The following is a 15,886-nucleotide window of genomic DNA, read 5'->3' on the forward strand; positions in this document are numbered from 1 at the left end:
ATGGATGTTCTGTTCGTTTTCCTGCTGTTCTCGACCTTCCTCGTGGTGATGTTTTCGGGCTATCCGATTGCCTTCGTGCTGGGCGGGGTGGCCGTGGGCTTTGCCTCTCTGGGCACGATCCTCGATTATTTCTCGGTCGATGCGGATATGGCGTCTCTGCGGATGATCGGCTTTGTCGCCAACCGGATTTTCGACACGCTGTCGAGCTATTCCCTGATCCCGATGTCGATGTTCGTGTTCATGGGGATGATGCTCGACAAATCCGGCGTGGCGGAGCGTTTGCTGACCCGGATGCATTCCTTGCTGCGGGTTGTCCCCGGCGGCATGGCGGTGTCTGTCGTGCTGATCGGCGTCGTTCTTGCGGCCTCCACCGGCATCATCGGTGCCTCCGTCATGTTGCTTGCCACCATCGCCATGCCGGCGATGCGCGGGGCGGGGTATGACGACCGGCTGGGGCTTGGGATCGTCGGCGCGACCGGCTGTCTCGGCATTCTCATTCCGCCCTCGATCATGCTCATCGTCATGGGCGATCAGTTGCAAATCCCGGTCGGCGATCTGTTCCGCGGTGCGATGATCCCGGGGCTTTTGCTGGCCATGGCCTATGTGGTCTATGCGGTCATCGTCGCCATTCTGCACCCGGAGCGCGCGCCTGCGCGGGCGCTGGAAGAGGGGCGCAGCGCGGGCGAGGTGGTCCGCGATCTGCTCGGCTCGCTGGTGGCGCCTTTGCTGCTGGTCATTGCGGTTCTGGGGTCCATCGTCTTCGGCATCGCGACCCCGACAGAAGCCTCCGGCGTCGGTGCGGCGGGCGCGACCTTGATCGCGGTGGCCTCCCGGCGGCTCAGTTGGGCGGATTTCCGGGAGGTCTGCGAAGGCACCGGGCTGACCACCGCCTTTCTCTTCGCGCTGATCTTCGGAGCGTCGTGTTTTTCGGTCGTGTTGCGGGGCTACGGTGGCGACGAGCTGATCGAAGGCGCGCTGCACGCGATCCCGCTGCCGCCCACCGGGACACTGATCCTCATCCTGTTCATCGTGTTCCTGCTTGGCTTCTTCCTCGATTGGATGGAGATCATCCTGATCGTTGCGCCGCTGGTCCTGCCGGTGCTCACGGCGCTCGGCCATGACCCGGCTTGGGTGGCGATTCTGATGGCGATCTGTTTGCAGACGTCGTTCCTTACGCCACCGGTGGGCATGGCGCTGTTCTATCTGAAAAACGCCGTGCCGGATGTGGAGATCACCCAAGTCTATCGGTCTGTTCTGCCCTTTGTGGCGATGCAGATCGGCATTCTGGTGTTGACACAGGTCTTCCCGAAACTGGCGCTTTGGTGAGCTTTGCGATTGCATGAAAAAGGGCGCTCTAGGCGCCCTTTTTTGTGTGATGATAAGCGCTTACGGCTTCATCAAAACGGATTTCGACGGATAATCCGAGGCCCAGGTGGCCGGGAGGGGCGCGACGAAGACGTTCTCCGTCCGGTTGCGGGTGTAGCGCCAGACGCCGTCGTCGCATTTCTTGAAGGCGTTGAACAAGCGCGACGAGCGCAAGAGCGCCTTGCCGTCGGAGAACAGCCACGGCTGCATATGCACCCATTGCCCGGTCGCGGTCAGCCCGTCCTCCGCGACGTGGATCTGCTCGGAGGTCACATAGTGGCAGTTCAGGATCAGCGCCGGGTCGGTCTTGCCGCCCCAGAAGCCTTCGAAATGGCGGCGCACGGCGGCTTTGCCCTCGGCGCGGCCGAACTGGCCGTCGTAATACTCGCCGACACCTTCCCAGACGGCCTCCTCGGAGAACAGCTCCATGATCAGATCGATGCGCTCCGCGTCGTCCTTGACGCCATATTCCGGCAGCGGCGTGTCGCAGAGGAACATGTAGCGCATCTGGACGTTGCGGACTTCGTTTGCAGCTTCGAGGTTTTCGATGCGGCGGGTGAGGGTGGTGATGAGGTGCGTGGTGTCTTGTGACATTGCTGTCCTTTCTTGCGCGACTCGCGCTCGCTGTTTCAGACGGATCCTGCTTAGTTTTTGATCGTTTCTGGCGGGGCGTGCTGGGATTTAAAGCGGTAAAATTACTGTAAATGATTTTTACGAAAAGAGATTGTTTGGGTAAAGGATTTATTTCAGTTTTCACTTGACTGACTGCTTTATTGCGTGAAAGTTACCGTAAAGAGCCGTAAGAGCGGCCATAAGAACCCAACCGGGAAAACAAGATGAACGCACATGCTCCCAGCGCCGCGACGCTGGTCGGTGAATTGTCCCTTGGCGGGGACGGGCCGACCGTGGTCGTCAAGGATTGTATCGACATTGTCGGCACGGTGACGGGCTGTGGCTCCGAGGCCTTTGCCTCCCGCGCGCCTGCCACGGAGAATGCCGATCTGGTCGACGCGCTGCTCAATGCGGGCTGCAAGATCGTCGGCAAAGCCAATATGCATGAGATTGCCTTCGGCATGACCGGGGTCAATGGGTTTACCGGCACGCCGGTCAACCCGATGTGGCCGGATCGCATTCCGGGTGGGTCGTCTTCGGGGTCTGCCGCGGCGGTCGCCGCGGGGCTCTGCGATTTTGCGGTGGGCACCGACACTGGCGGCTCCGTGCGACAGCCTGCGACCTGTTGTGGCGTGATCGGGATCAAGCCGACCTATGGCCGGGTGAGCCGCAAGGGGCTGACGCCGCTCAAAAGCTCGCTCGATTGTCCCGGCGTGTTCGCCCGCGACATGGAGACGCTGAGCAAGGCCATGGCGGCAATCGACCCGACATTCACCCCCGAGATCCTGATCCACGCGCCGAAACTGGGCCGGATCAAATCCGAAGGGGTCGACGCGGAGGTGGGCGATCCTTTGGTCTATGCCTTGATGGATGCTTACCCGGACATGCCCTATGAAATCCTGCCCTCGTTTGCGGCGGCGTTCGACGCGGGCATGGTGGTGATGTCGCACGAGATGGCGCAGGAATTCGGGCCGATGCTGGCCGCGGGTGCGCCCTTTGGGCCGGACATCGCCGCGCGCCTGTCCATTGCCATGAAGATCACGGAGGCGCAGCGCGCCGAGGCCGAAGCGGTCCGCAGCCGCTTCACCGCCGAGGTGGACGCGCTTCTGGAGCGCTATGACGCCTTGGTCACGCCCTCGCTGCCGACCGTGCCGCCGACGCTCGATGAGGCGAAAGACCCGCAGAACGTCCTCTCGCTCACCCGTTTTCAGCGCCCGTTCAACCTGTCGGGTCACCCCGCCATCACCCTGCCTGCGCGCTCCAATGCCGGTCTGCCCATCGGGTTGCAGATCATCGGACGCAAAGGCGAGGACGCCAAGCTCTGCGCCATCGCGAGCTGGATCACGTCCTGCATTCCGCTGTTTCAGTCAAAGGACCGTACCCAATGACCTATCTTTCGAAACTGGCTTTTGAACAGGCCGACAAAGCCGCCTATGTGGGGGTGCTCGAAGAGATCCGCGCCCGTCGGGCGGAGTTCACCAAACTGCGCCACGTGCCGCTCGACATGGTGAAAAAGCTGCAACAGATCGGCGCTTACCGCGCCTTCGTGCCGGCGCGGTTCGGTGGCGACGAGCTGAGCCCCGCCGATTTCTGCCGGTTGATTGAGGATATTTCCGCCGCCGACGCCTCGACCGGCTGGGTGGCGTCTTTCGGGGTGTCTGCCACCTATCTTGCGGCGCTGCCGCCCGAGACTTATGCCGCGATCTATGGCAAGGACCCGGACACGGTGTTCGCGGGTGCGATGTTCCCGCCGCAAAAGGCCGAGAAGGTCGCGGGCGGGTTCAAAGTGTCGGGCCGCTGGCCGTGGTGTTCGGGGATCATGGGGTCCTCCATCGTCGGCATGGGGATCAAGGTCGAGGGCAATGACACGCCGCTGCCGCGCGTGGCCGTCATGCCGCGCGACAAGGTGACGGTGGACGAGACGTGGAACACCATCGGCCTGTCGGCGACCGGATCGCATGACGCCGTGGCCGAGGGTGTGGTGGTTGCGCCCGAATGGACTTTTATCCGGGGTGGCAAGCCGCTTTTGGACGATGCGATCTTCCGCTTTCCGGCGATGGCTTTGGCGGCGCAGGTTCTGGCCGTCGTGGCTTTGGGCGCGGCGCGCGAGGCCTTGGATTTCCTTGTCGAGGATGCTCGTCAGCGCGCCTCGATCACCGGTGCGCCGAACCCCGGCGCGCGGCCCTATGTGCAGGCGGAGTTCGCCAAGGCGCAGGGGATTTTGATGGGCGCCCGTGCGGCGTTCTACGACACGATCGAGGCCGGGTGGGACGAGTTGAACACCACCGGCGAGGTCAGCCCGGACATGAAAATCCGCCTGCGTCTTGTGGCCACGAAAGCGGCCCGCGACGGGGCCGAAGTCGCACGCATGGCCTTTGTCATCGGCGGCTCCGGCGTGATGGCGACGGGCCATACGCTTGGGCGCTGTATGGTGGACGCGGCTTGCGTGGCGCAGCACGCCTTCATGGGCGAGGGGACATGGACCGCCGCCGGGGCCGGGTTCTTCGATCAGCCGACGATGCCGGGTTACCCTTAACGGGGGGGGGGGCGGATGCCCCTGAACCTTCCCAGACATATTCCAAAGATTTTCCTTCAGAGAGGACCAGAGACATGAGCGATAAGAAACCGATCCGCACCCTGTTGTGCTTCAACAACCACGCCGCATTCTTCAGCCTGCCGTTCGACCAGATCGGCCCGGTCTGGAAAGCCACCCAAGAGCTGATGTTCAAGATAGACCAGATGGAAGGCGTTGAGATCGTTGGCACTTTCGATGACGATCAGACCTTTGTCGGCGCCTCCGTGGGCTTCCCTTACACCTGGTACATCATGGCCGATTTCCCGACGCGAGAGGATGTCATGGCGGCTTGTAACCTTCTGCGCACCATCGTGGTGGGCGAGGGTAATGACCGTCTCTGGAAATACATGACCGTCGAGGCGCGCATGGGCCGTGCTCTCGAAATTCCGCAGCTTTAAGTCCGCAACGTAAGGAGGACGACATGTCTCTCGATATGCCGAAATTCAGCGATCTCGATGCGCTCTACGATGAGAAGAACGCGTTGGTCGCCACCGAAATGTACGAAGATCCCGAGCTCTTCCATGAAGAGATGGAGAAGATTTTCAAGAACACCTGGGTCTGGGTCGCGCATGAAAGCGAATTCCCTGACAAGGGCTCTTTCAAGCTGTCGCAAGTCGGCCTTGAGCCGGTGATCGTGGTGCGCGACCGCAAGGGCAAGATCCACTGCATGGTAAACCGTTGCCGCCACCGCGCCGCCACCGTTTGCGAAGTGAAGAAGGGCAAGACCTCGTCCTTCCAATGCCCCTATCACGGCTGGGGCTATGGCCTCGACGGTTCGCTCCGCGCGCTGCCTTACCCGGAGCAATACGGCGACGATTTCGACAAGACCCAGCACGGTCTCATTAAACTGCGCACCGAAGCCTATAACGGCATGGTGTTTGCGACCTTCAAGGAAGACATCGAACCGCTCGAAGACTTCCTTGGTGAAGGCGTGCGCAAATATATCGACCTGTTCATGAAGCAGGGCGGCGGCTTCCCGGTGAAGGTGCTGGGCGAGCATCAGTTCTCCGTGCCGATGAACTGGAAAGTGCAGTTGGAGAACACCACCGACGCCTATCACTTCCCGATCGTGCACAAGAGCTTCATGCAGACGCTCGACGGGCAGACCGAAGAGATGTTCGACTTCCTGGACAAAGGCGTCGGCTATGTCGAAGACTTGGGCAACGGTCACTCTGTCATGACCATGATCCCCGAGCTGGTCGATCTCGACGAGAACCTCGATGCGCCGATCCCGGAACGCTTTGCCGATCTGGCGCAGGAGCTGCGCGATGAGGGCTATCCGGAAGATCAGGTCAAGAAAATCGTCCGCGCGGTGAGCGGGGCGGGGTTCAACCTCAACCTCTTCCCGAACGTGTCCTTCTCGCTCGCCTTCTTCCGCGTGCTGACCCCGATCAACGTGGAGCAGACCGACATCCGTCACATCGCCATCGGCATGGACGGCGGCCCGGAGGCGGCGAACCAGGCGCGTATCCGTCTGCACGAACATTTCCAGGGGCCGATGGGCTTTGGCTCCCCCGACGATGCCGAGGTTTGGGAGCGTATCCAGCGCGGCACCAAGGGTGGACCGGATCTCAAGATCCTCGTGAACCGCGGCATGGTCGACGAGGAGCCGGGCGAGTTCGGCCCGCGCGGCCATATCTCCGCCGAAACCGGCATGCGTGCCGCTTACAAAATGTGGAAAAGGATGATGTCGAAATGACCGAGATGAGCAAAATCGACGCCAAATCCATGCTGGCCGATGTCACCGCCTTCATCTGGGCCGAGAGCGCCATGCTCGACCTGAAGGAATATGACGACTGGCTCGATCTCTGGACCGATGACGGGCTTTATATCATGCCCATCGGCGACACGGTGGACTTCAAGAACGCTGTGAACCTCTGCTACGACAATGCCAAGATGCGCCGTGACCGGGTCGGCCGGTTTCATGCCGGGTTCTCGATCTCGTCCGCGCCGCCCGCACAGACCGTGCGCACGCTGTCGCGGTTTCGGATCGAGGCCGCTGAGGGTGATCTGATCACCGTCTCTTGCGCCGAACATCTGGTCGAGGACAAATTCGGCCGCCAGCGCATCTGGGCGGGCAATGTCGAATATATCCTCAAAGCCACCGAAGGCGGGTTCAAGCTCCAGCAAAAGGTGATCCGACTGCTCAACTCCGATGGGATGCTGAATTCGTTCAGCTATTTGTTCTGATGGTGGCCCCTTTGCCTGAGAAAATCCAAACCGCTGTTGTCACGGGCGGGGCCCGTGGCTTCGGTGCCTCGGTCGTGCGCGCGCTGCACAAGGCGGGCTACCGCGTGGTGATCGCCGACATCAATCCCGGCGAGGAGGCGCAAGCTCTCGCCTCCGAACTGGACCTTGCGGGCGAGACCGCGATCACCGCCACGCTGGACGTCTCCAAGCCCGAGGATTTCCAAAGCGTGCTCGACAAGTGCATCGAGCGCTACGGCTCCGTCGAGGTGCTGGTGAACAACGCCGCACGCACCATGGCGCAGCCGTTGATGGAGATCGACCCGGCCACGTTCAATGACATCATGGCCACGAACGCGGGCGGCACTTTTGCCGGCAGCCAGATCTTTGCGCGCCACTTCAAGGACCGCGGCTATGGCCGGATCGTGAATATGGCCTCTTTGGCGGGGCAAAACGGCGGCACGGCCACGGGCGCGCATTACGCCGCCTCGAAAGGCGCGATCCTGACGCTGACCAAGGTCTTCGCCCGCGATCTCGCGCCGTTTGGGATCACCTGCAACGCCATTGCGCCGGGTCCGATGGACACGCCGATGGTCCGGGGCGTTCTGGGCGACAAGATCGAGGCGGCGATTGCCAATATTCCGGTGCAGCGTTTCGGCGATCCCGAGTTCGTGGCGCAGATGGTGGTGATGCTTGCCAGTCCCGAGGCGGCCTTCGTCAACGGCGCCTGCTGGGACGTCAACGGCGGGCTTTATGTGAGATAGTGATGACCGATAACGCACAAAACCTCAAAGTCATTGCCCGGATCGACGACAAGGGCGACATTGCCCGCATCCGGTTCGCGCCGGAAGCCGGCGGCGCGATCCTGCCCTATGAGGCGGGGGCGCATCTCGATCTCTACCTGCCGGATCTCGACATGTGGCGGCAATATTCGCTCTGCTCGGACCCGGCGGAGACCGGGTTTTACGAGATCGGCGTGTTGAAAGACCCGCAGAGCCGAGGCGGTTCCGTCAAGGTGCATGAGACCGCCGTCGAAGGCGCGGTCTTCACCGTCGAAGGCCCGCGCAACCACTTTCCGCTGGAGGAGAGCGCCAAGACCACCGTGCTCTTGGGCGGCGGCATCGGCATCACGCCGATGATCGCGATGGCCAAGCGGCTCCATGCGATCGGCAAGGATTTCACGCTGCATTACTGCACCCGCTCCGAAGGCGTCACCGCCTTCATGGACGAACTCAAAGGCTGTGGCTTTGCCGACAAGGTGGTGTTCCACTTCGACGATATGGACGCGGCGCAAAAGCTCGATCTCACGCGCGATCTTCCTGCGCCCGATGTCGCCACCCATCTCTATGTCTGCGGTCCGCAGGGCTTCATGGACTGGGTGATCGACACGGCCGAGAGTGCAGGTCATGCGACGGCCAATGTCCACCGGGAATATTTCTCGGCGGATGTGGAACTCACCGGCGACAGCTTTGAGGTCGAATGCGCGCAGTCGGGCGTCACGATCACGGTCGGCCCTGAGGACACCATCGCGAAAGCTCTGGCGCGCGAAGGCATCAAGATCGAGGTGAAATGCGAAGAGGGCGTCTGCGGCACCTGCCTGACCGATGTGCTGTCGGGCGAGATCGACCATCGCGATCAGTTCCTGACCGAGGAAGAGCGCGAGGATGGCGATGTGATCTGTGCCTGCTGTTCGCGGGCCAAGGGGCCGAAACTGGTGCTGGATATCTGAGCCATGAGGACCATGACGGAACTGACGGAAACCCAGCGCGATTTTCGCGAAGGCATGAGCCGTTTGGGCGCGGCGGTGAACCTGATCACCACCGACGGCCCGGCGGGCAAGCACGGGCTCGTGGCGTCTGCGGTCTGTTCGGTGACGGACCATCCGCCGACGCTTCTGGTTTGCATCAACAAAAGCGCCTATGCGCACGATAAATTCGTGGAAAACGGTGTGCTGGCGGTCAATGTGCTGGCCGCCGAACATCAGGAGCTCTCCGGTCGTTTCGCCCGCTATGTCGAGGGAGTGGACCGGTTTGCCTATGGCGACTGGGTCACGGAGGCGACCGGCGCGCCGCTTTTGTCCGACGCAAACGTCGCTTTCGATTGCCGCATTTCGGGCCGTCAGGAAGAGGGCACGCATTCCGTGTTCTTCTGTCAGGTCGAGGCGGTGCGGCTGGCCTCTGAGGCGCGGCACGGGTTGGTCTGGTTCAGCCGCGACTACCATCACCTCGTGACGGGGTCGCGCTGATGCAGATCGCGACGGGGCGCTTTTCAGATCATCCGGGCGAGATCTTTGGAGATCTTCGCGAGGATTTCGTTGAGCGTCTGAAGCTCGGCGGGAGAGGTGTTGTAAAAGCTTTCGTCGCGGATGCGGTTGACCTCGCCGAGCGCCTTGGCGCGCAGATCGTCGCCTTTTTCCGTCAGGCAGACTTCGGTCACGCGCCCGTCGGTCGGGCGTACCCGGGTCTCGACCAGACCGGCGGCAACCATGCGCTGAACGATCTTGGTCGTGGTGTTGAGCTTGAGCGTGGAAAACTCGGCGATCTCGGAGACCGACATGTAATCCTGCTCATAAAGCGACATCAGCACGCGCCAGCGCGGCGTGTCGATGCCCAGAGGTTTCAGCCGCTTGTCGAGCGCGCGCATGTAATAGGCATTGGCCCGGTCGATCCAGAAATAGGGCCATGTGTCACGGAAATGTTCCGTGTCTCGCGAGTCATCGGTCAGAGAGGAAGGCATCGGATCGGTCGGCGGGGTCATACATGGCCTCTGTCATACGCTGTACGGCGCACGGGCCGTCCAAACAGCGGGTTTGAACAATAATAAAGTCCGGTAACGGGCGTCTTACCATCATCACTCACCAATAGGGAATGTGAAAATGAACGTGAAACTCAAAAAGATCGCCACGCGGGTCACCTCAGTGGCGGCATCCATCGCACTCTACACCGGGATTGCGCAGGCCGACACGGTCCTGACGATGAACAGCTGGCTGCCGCCGACCCATCCGCAGGTCTCCGAGCTCTTCGTGCCGTGGATGGCCGACATCGAACGCGTCACCGAAGGCCGGGTGAAGATCAACATGCTGTCCGCGCCCTTGGGGCCGCCGCCCGCCGCGTTCGATCTTGCGAAAAACGGCGTGGCCGACATTGCCTATTCCGTCCATGGCTACACGCCCGGCCGGTTCAAGACGCCGATGATCGCGGAAATGCCCTTCATGTCCGACAGTTCGGTCGCAACCTCCGTGGCCTTCTGGCGCGTGCATGAGGCGATGCTCAAGGACGCAGGCGAATATGAGGGCGTGAAGGTTCTGACCCTTTTCACCCATGGTCCGGGGGAGATTTTCTCGACCAAACCGATCGAGACGCCCGAAGACATCTCCGGTCAGAAAATCCGCATCGGCTCGGCTCTGGCGCATTCGATTGCCACCGATCTGGGCGCGGTGCCGGTCGAGGGACCGTCCTCGAAAGCCTATGAGCTTTTGTCCCAGGGCGTGGCCGACGGCATCTTCTTCCCGTTCGAATCCGTCAACTTCTTCAACCTCAACGACATTCTCGATTACGGCTACACCGTGCCGGGCGGGCTTTATAACACCGCGATGTTCGTGGTGATGAACGAGGCGAAATGGAATTCAATCTCGCCCGAGGATCAGGCCCTGATCGAGCCGCTTCTGGGCGAGGCCTTTGCGCGCCGCGCGGGCGAGATGTGGGACAAGGTCGATGCCGAGGGCCGCGCCTCCATGGAGGGCAAGATCGCGCTCAAGGCCGCCACGCCCGAGGAAATCGAAGTGCTGCGCGACCGTCTGGCACCGATTGTGGCCAGCCAGATCGCCAAGGTGAGCGAAACGGGGATTGACGGGCAGGCGGCCTATGACATGTTGTTCGACGAGATTGCCAAGATCGAGGCCGAAGAATGATCAACCTGTCCGAAAATATTGCCGGACCGCATGAACAAGGGCTGCCTCCCAAGGCAGCCCGACCCATTCACGGCGTGATCGCCGTGGCCTGTGCGGTGCTGCTGATCGCGATGATGGGGCTGACGGTGGTCGATGTGCTGGGCCGCTACCTGCTCAACAGCCCGGTGAAGGGCGCAACCGAGCTGACCGAGCTGATGCTCGCGGCGCTGATCTTTCTCGGGCTTCCGGCGGCGACGCTGGACCGGGAACATGTCACTGTCGATCTGATCACCGACCGGCTGCCGCTGGCCATCGACAAGATTCGTCACCCCATCGTGCTTTTGCTCTCCGTGGGCGTGCAGGTGATGATCGCCTGGCGGCTCTGGGTGACCGCGTCGCAGGTCGCGGGCTATGGTGGCACCACGGCGACGCTGGAACTGCCGGTCGCGCCGATCGGTTATTTTTCGGCGATGCTCTGCATCGTCTCCGCGGTGATCATGTTCGCCGAAATCTTCTACCCGATGAGAGGTAAAAACTGAGATGTCCTTGCTTGCTCATTGGGAATTCGGGACGCTCGTCCTGTTCATCCTGCTGTTTCTCGGCGTGCCGATCTCGTTCGCTTTGGCGCTTCTGGGCACGGTCGGCACGGCCGCGATCATCGGCTGGTCGCCGTCCTATTCGCTTCTGGGGCAGACCTATTTCGAACACAGCCGCAGCTATTCTCTGTCGATCCTGCCGCTGTTTCTGATGATGGGGAATTTCGTGGTGCAATCGGGCATCGCGCGCGATCTCTATGCCGCCGCTTACGCCTGGCTGCGGCACCGCAAGGGCGGGCTGGCGGTGGCGACCGTGGTGGCCTGCGGCGGGTTTTCGTCGGTCTGCGGCTCGTCGCTTGCGACCGCCTCGACCATGGCCAAGATCGCCCTGCCGAACATGCGCAAATTCGGCTACCCCGACAGCCTTTCGACCGCCTCCATCGCGGCGGGCGGCACGCTTGGCATTCTGATCCCGCCCTCCGTGATCCTCGTGTTCTACGGCATCATGACCCAGCAGGACATCGGCAAGCTGTTCCTCGCGGGCATTCTGCCGGGCATTCTGGGCGTCGTGCTCTACGCCGTCGCGGTGCGGATCTCGATCCGTTTCGGGCATTTCGACCTGCCGGTCGAGGACAAGCTGCCGCTCCGGGAGCGGATCGTCGCGCTCAAGGGCGTGGCTGGCGCGCTCGGTCTCTTCGCCTTCGTCATGGGCGGCATCTATTTCGGGGTGTTCACGCCGACGGAAAGTGCCGGCATGGGGGCAGGGGGCGCCTTCCTTCTGGTGCTGCTCCAAGGTCGTCTCAACCTGTCTCAGACGCTTTCGACCCTGTTCGAAACCGCCAAGACCACGGCGATGATGTTCTTCATCCTGTTCGGTGCGCTGACCTTCGCCAATTACGTCAACCTCTCGGGCATGAGCCGGGACATCCAGACTCTGGTGACTTCGGTCGGAGACAACCCGCTGATGGTGATCCTGATCATCACGCTGGTCTATCTGGTGCTGGGCTGTGTGCTCGAAGGCCTGTCGATGATCACCCTGACCGTGCCGATCTTCTATCCGATCGTCGCAGCCCAGGGCTTCGATCTGATCTGGTTCGGCATTTATGTGGTGATCGTGACCGAGGTGAGCTACATCACGCCCCCCGTCGGTCTCAACGCCTTCGTGCTGAAATCCGTGGTCAAGGACGTGCAGCTCGGAACCATCTTTCGCGGCCTCACCTCTTTCCTGCTGGTGGATGTGCTGCGGGTCGTTCTCATTCTGGCCTTCCCGGCGATCGTCCTGCTTGTTCCCAACATGATGTGACGCCGGGATCAGAGCGGCGGGTCGTCCGGCAAGAGGCCCGCCGCATTAAAATCATCCGCCACAGCGCACGCGCTCTGTGGCGGATTTTTTGTGTTTGGGACTTGGCGGTTAGGGGATGTCGTCAGGGCCTCGATGTTTCGCATAGAGAGACTGAGAAACTTGTCATTGTGAGTTTTATCGTTTCGGAATTGTTATGTTATAACATTTTCACTTTAAGGACATCGCATGACACGCCCAGCTCAGTCTCACAGCAAGGACACACGACTTCCGGTGACGGTTCTCTCAGGGTTTCTCGGGGCCGGGAAGACCACTTTGCTCAACCATGTGCTCAACAACCGCGAAGGCCGCCGGGTCGCGCTGATCGTTAACGATATGTCCGAGGTGAATATCGACGCCGATCTGGTGCGCGAAGGCTCGGAACTCAATCGCGCCGAGGAAAAACTTGTCGAAATGTCAAACGGCTGTATCTGCTGCACGCTGCGCGACGACCTGTTGCAAGGGGTGCGCCAGCTCGCCGAAGAAGGCCGGTTCGACTATCTTCTGATCGAAGGCACGGGGATCGCCGAGCCGCTGCCGGTGGCCGCGACCTTCGATTTTCGCGACGAGCAGGGGCAGAGCCTGTCGGATATTGCGCGGCTCGACACGATGGTGACGGTGGTCGATACGATCAACCTGACCGAGGATTTCAACAGCACCGATTTCATCGCGGATCGCGGCGAATCCCTTGGCGAGGAAGACGAGCGGTCGCTGGTCGATCTTTTGACCGATCAGATCGAGTTCGCCGATGTGATCGTGCTCAACAAGGTGACGGACGCGGGGCCCGAACGCGTCGAGCGCGCGCGGCAGATCGTCAAGGCGCTGAACCCGGACGCCAAGCTGATCGAGACCGATTACAGCGAGGTCGAAAGCCGCGAGATTTTCGACACCGGGCTGTTTGACTTTGATAAGGCGCAGGAACATCCGCTCTGGGCCAAGGAGCTTTACGGTTTTGCCAACCACGTCCCGGAGACTGAGGAATACGGCATTTCGTCTTTTGTCTATCATGAACGCCAGCCCTTCGATCCGACGAAAATCCGCAAGGTTCTGATGGAGGGATTCCCCGGTGTGATCCGCGCCAAAGGCCATTTCTGGATCGCCACGCAACCGGACTGGGCCGTGGAGTTCAGCCTCGCGGGCGTGAAATCCTCCATCGTGCCGTTGGGGCGTTGGTGGGCCAGCGTGCCGTTCGAACGGATGCCGACCCACCCGGAGGCGCAGGCCGAGATCGCCCGCAACTGGGCCGAACCCTGGGGCGACCGGCGGCAGGAGATCGTGTTCATCGGCACCGATCTCGACCGGGAGGCGATCTGCGCGAAACTGAATTCCGCTTTGGTCGAGGCCTGGGATTACACACCTGAAACTTGGTCGAAACTGCCCGATCCCTTCCCGAAATGGGGCGCGCGCCAGATGGCATGAGACAGGAGACAGCCATGAAAGATATGACGGAGCCATCGGCGGAGCGTGCGGCGGGCGACACCACCGTCGGCATTCTGCAAGGCAACCGCTCGACGGTGCTCGCGCAGATCGGCCAAAGGGGCGTCGGCGCGACGATCTGGCAACGCCGCCTGCCACAGGCGCTCTCCGGCTGGCTCGGGGGGCTGTCTGTCGATCGCCTGCCGTCCCTGCGGGAAAAGGTGAGGGTGGGCGAAATCGCGGGCTGCCTGCGCGCGGCCTGTGCAGAGGCGGGCACGCCGGACGATCCGATGCGGGACGTCCTGATCGAAGACATCACACGCCTCGGAGGGCTCTTCTCCGACATGATGGGCGCGCCCAGACTTCGCCTGCGTCTCGACGCGATCCAAGGCGATGCCTGCACGCGCTTTCATGTCGATACGCTGCGGGCCAGGATGCTCTGCACCTATCGCGGGCCGGGCACGCAGTTCGCGCTTGGGGCGCCCGGCTCGGACCCGGAGGTGCCGGTGACGGACGCGGGCACAGGCTCGGTCGTGCTGATGCGCGGCAAGCTCTGGCCGGGCCACGAGATGCCGGGTGTGCTGCACCGCTCGCCGCCGATTTCGGGCACGGGGCAAACCCGGCTGGTTCTGGTCTTTGATCCTGTCGAGGACACGGAACTGGTCTGGCACTGAGCCCGGACAGATGCGCTTCAAGGCGGCTTACGTTGCCTTGAGGCGTGCCACGGTTGCAGGCCAGGGATCGTCAAACGGTTGCCCGTCGAGCCATGCGGCGATTTCCGCCTCGGTGCAGAAACAGTCCTGCAAGGCCGCAACGAACGCGTCCAGCCCGTCCTCATCCCCGATCACCGTCAGGCGACAATGCCGGTCGCCGAACAACGGATGCCTGCCCATGAGCTTGGCCTCCATCCCGGCGCGCTCTTCGGGCGAGAGGTTCAGGCTTTCGTCCTCCAACGTGCGGATTTTCCAGTAATTGATGATCTCAAGCCCGACGCTCCCGGCGCTCTGGTTCCACAGCAACACCAGCTCATCGCGGGTGGGCAGCCAGAAGAACCCTTTGCTGCGGTAAATGCCGACACCGAGGAATGTGTTGTACACATCCCAGAGTCGCTGCGGATGAAACGGGCGTGGATCGTCGATCACCCGGCTGTCGATGCGGTAGCTTTCGGGCTCCGCCATCTCGCCGCCATGGGTCTTGTCCCAATCGGTCAACTCGCGGCCAAGCGTCTCGACCCGCGCGTAGTCGTAGGGCGGCATGGCGAGCACCTGTTCGAGTTTGAGATTGCCCCATTGCATCCCGATGATGTCGGCATAGGGATTGAGCGGATGGATCGCCTGCGCCACGGCTTGCAGCACATCGGCGGGCACCTTGTCGGTCTTGCTCAGCAGGATGCGGTTGGCGAACATGATCTGCTCGGCCAGAAGGTTCTCAAGGCCTCGTTTGCCTGCGGCGAGATTGCTGGACGCGCCTGCGTGGATGCTTTTGCCACTGTCGAAATCCTGCCAGAGCGCGCGGGTGTCGGCGACGGACAAAAAGCCGTGCAGCGCCACCTCTTTCATGTCACGCAGCGCGGTCAAAAGCGGCCAGGGATGCGTGCTGCCGGAGGTTTCGACGATCAGATGTGTCACCTCGCCATCGGCGAGGACCTTCTCCACCGCCTCGCGCAGCCGCGCCTGTCCGCCTTTTGCGGCAATGCTGCCGGACGGAAGCGTCGCGAAATGCGGGCTTTTGCGGGAGATCACCTCCGTCGTGTCCAGGATCGTGCCGTCGACGTCGAGCGTGCTCATTTCATTGACGATGACGCCCAGATGCACATCTTTGAGCCGTGCCGCCTGCATCAGGAAATTCTGCAACAGGGTGGTTTTCCCGGCACCGAGAAAGCCGTTCAGAATGGTGACGGGGATGGGCATCTGGGGGTCCTTGTTGTCTCGGAGATCGGGCAGGGGCGCGATCTGGCGCGGTTTGCA

At 61.8% G+C, this 15,886-nt stretch carries 17 protein-coding genes; 14 read left to right on the forward strand and 3 right to left on the reverse strand.

Annotated elements, in window-relative coordinates; all coding sequences use genetic code 11:
• Nucleotides 1-1,326, forward strand: coding sequence for a TRAP transporter large permease (locus tag V1475_RS12360; RefSeq protein ID WP_479412984.1), 1,326 nt, complete (start codon nucleotides 1-3; stop codon nucleotides 1,324-1,326).
• Nucleotides 1,327-1,386: 60 nt separating this feature from the next.
• On the opposite strand, the gene V1475_RS12365 is transcribed toward V1475_RS12360, so the two are convergent.
• Complete coding sequence (locus V1475_RS12365) at nucleotides 1,387-1,959, reverse strand: nuclear transport factor 2 family protein (protein ID WP_434287521.1); 573 nt, start codon at nucleotides 1,957-1,959, stop codon at nucleotides 1,387-1,389.
• Nucleotides 1,960-2,201: 242 nt separating this feature from the next.
• Between V1475_RS12365 and V1475_RS12370 the strand changes: the two genes are divergently transcribed.
• From V1475_RS12370 to V1475_RS12405, 8 genes are all read left to right on the forward strand, one after another.
• Nucleotides 2,202-3,365, forward strand: coding sequence for an amidase (locus V1475_RS12370; RefSeq protein WP_479412985.1), 1,164 nt, complete (start codon nucleotides 2,202-2,204; stop codon nucleotides 3,363-3,365).
• Complete coding sequence (locus tag V1475_RS12375; RefSeq protein ID WP_479412986.1) at nucleotides 3,362-4,513, forward strand: acyl-CoA dehydrogenase family protein; 1,152 nt, start codon at nucleotides 3,362-3,364, stop codon at nucleotides 4,511-4,513. The genes V1475_RS12370 and V1475_RS12375 overlap by 4 nt, the downstream gene beginning before the upstream one ends.
• Before the next feature lie 74 nt (nucleotides 4,514-4,587).
• Nucleotides 4,588-4,950 carry a hypothetical protein gene (locus tag V1475_RS12380; RefSeq protein WP_107815323.1) on the forward strand — a complete coding sequence of 121 codons (363 nt, stop codon included), beginning with the start codon at nucleotides 4,588-4,590 and terminating at the stop codon, nucleotides 4,948-4,950.
• A gap of 23 nt (nucleotides 4,951-4,973) precedes the next feature.
• Nucleotides 4,974-6,251, forward strand: a complete 1,278-nt coding sequence (locus V1475_RS12385; protein ID WP_479412987.1) for an aromatic ring-hydroxylating dioxygenase subunit alpha — start codon at nucleotides 4,974-4,976, stop codon at nucleotides 6,249-6,251.
• The gene (locus tag V1475_RS12390) at nucleotides 6,248-6,742 is read left to right on the forward strand and encodes an aromatic-ring-hydroxylating dioxygenase subunit beta (protein WP_479412988.1); all 495 of its coding nucleotides are present in this window, start codon (nucleotides 6,248-6,250) and stop codon (nucleotides 6,740-6,742) included. The genes V1475_RS12385 and V1475_RS12390 overlap by 4 nt, the downstream gene beginning before the upstream one ends.
• Before the next feature lie 2 nt (nucleotides 6,743-6,744).
• Nucleotides 6,745-7,503 carry an SDR family NAD(P)-dependent oxidoreductase gene (locus V1475_RS12395; RefSeq protein ID WP_479413977.1) on the forward strand — a complete coding sequence of 253 codons (759 nt, stop codon included), beginning with the start codon at nucleotides 6,745-6,747 and terminating at the stop codon, nucleotides 7,501-7,503.
• 2 nt (nucleotides 7,504-7,505) lie between these two features.
• Nucleotides 7,506-8,468, forward strand: a complete 963-nt coding sequence (locus tag V1475_RS12400) for a PDR/VanB family oxidoreductase (RefSeq protein ID WP_479412989.1) — start codon at nucleotides 7,506-7,508, stop codon at nucleotides 8,466-8,468.
• Nucleotides 8,469-8,480: 12 nt separating this feature from the next.
• Nucleotides 8,481-8,984 (forward strand): flavin reductase, encoded by a 504-nt coding sequence (locus tag V1475_RS12405; RefSeq protein WP_434287515.1) that lies wholly within the window; start codon nucleotides 8,481-8,483, stop codon nucleotides 8,982-8,984.
• Nucleotides 8,985-9,007: 23 nt separating this feature from the next.
• Here the strand turns inward: V1475_RS12405 and V1475_RS12410 are convergent, their stop codons facing one another.
• Nucleotides 9,008-9,496, reverse strand: a complete 489-nt coding sequence (locus V1475_RS12410) for a MarR family winged helix-turn-helix transcriptional regulator (RefSeq protein ID WP_479412990.1) — start codon at nucleotides 9,494-9,496, stop codon at nucleotides 9,008-9,010.
• Nucleotides 9,497-9,614: 118 nt separating this feature from the next.
• Here V1475_RS12410 and V1475_RS12415 point away from each other — a divergent pair, with 118 nt between their 5' ends.
• The 5 genes from V1475_RS12415 to V1475_RS12435 all read left to right on the forward strand — a co-directional run bounded on the left by V1475_RS12415 (nucleotide 9,615) and on the right by V1475_RS12435 (nucleotide 14,593).
• Nucleotides 9,615-10,649: a TRAP transporter substrate-binding protein gene (locus V1475_RS12415; RefSeq protein ID WP_479412991.1), complete on the forward strand. Its 1,035-nt coding sequence runs from the start codon at nucleotides 9,615-9,617 to the stop codon at nucleotides 10,647-10,649.
• The gene (locus tag V1475_RS12420; protein ID WP_479412992.1) at nucleotides 10,646-11,167 is read left to right on the forward strand and encodes a TRAP transporter small permease; all 522 of its coding nucleotides are present in this window, start codon (nucleotides 10,646-10,648) and stop codon (nucleotides 11,165-11,167) included. Before V1475_RS12415 ends, V1475_RS12420 begins: the two co-directional genes overlap by 4 nt.
• Nucleotide 11,168: 1 nt before the next feature.
• A complete protein-coding gene (locus V1475_RS12425; protein ID WP_479412993.1) occupies nucleotides 11,169-12,467 on the forward strand; it encodes a TRAP transporter large permease in 1,299 nt (432 codons plus the stop codon).
• Nucleotides 12,468-12,692: 225 nt separating this feature from the next.
• Nucleotides 12,693-13,922: a GTP-binding protein gene (locus V1475_RS12430; RefSeq protein ID WP_479412994.1), complete on the forward strand. Its 1,230-nt coding sequence runs from the start codon at nucleotides 12,693-12,695 to the stop codon at nucleotides 13,920-13,922.
• 14 nt (nucleotides 13,923-13,936) lie between these two features.
• Nucleotides 13,937-14,593, forward strand: a complete 657-nt coding sequence (locus V1475_RS12435; protein WP_479412995.1) for a DUF1826 domain-containing protein — start codon at nucleotides 13,937-13,939, stop codon at nucleotides 14,591-14,593.
• A 27-nt stretch (nucleotides 14,594-14,620) separates the two neighbouring features.
• Here V1475_RS12435 and V1475_RS12440 read toward each other — a convergent pair whose 3' ends face one another.
• Nucleotides 14,621-15,829: a CobW family GTP-binding protein gene (locus tag V1475_RS12440; protein ID WP_479412996.1), complete on the reverse strand. Its 1,209-nt coding sequence runs from the start codon at nucleotides 15,827-15,829 to the stop codon at nucleotides 14,621-14,623.
• Nucleotides 15,830-15,886 lie beyond the last annotated feature (57 nt).

It is taken from the genome of Celeribacter sp. SCSIO 80838, from assembly GCF_056498065.1.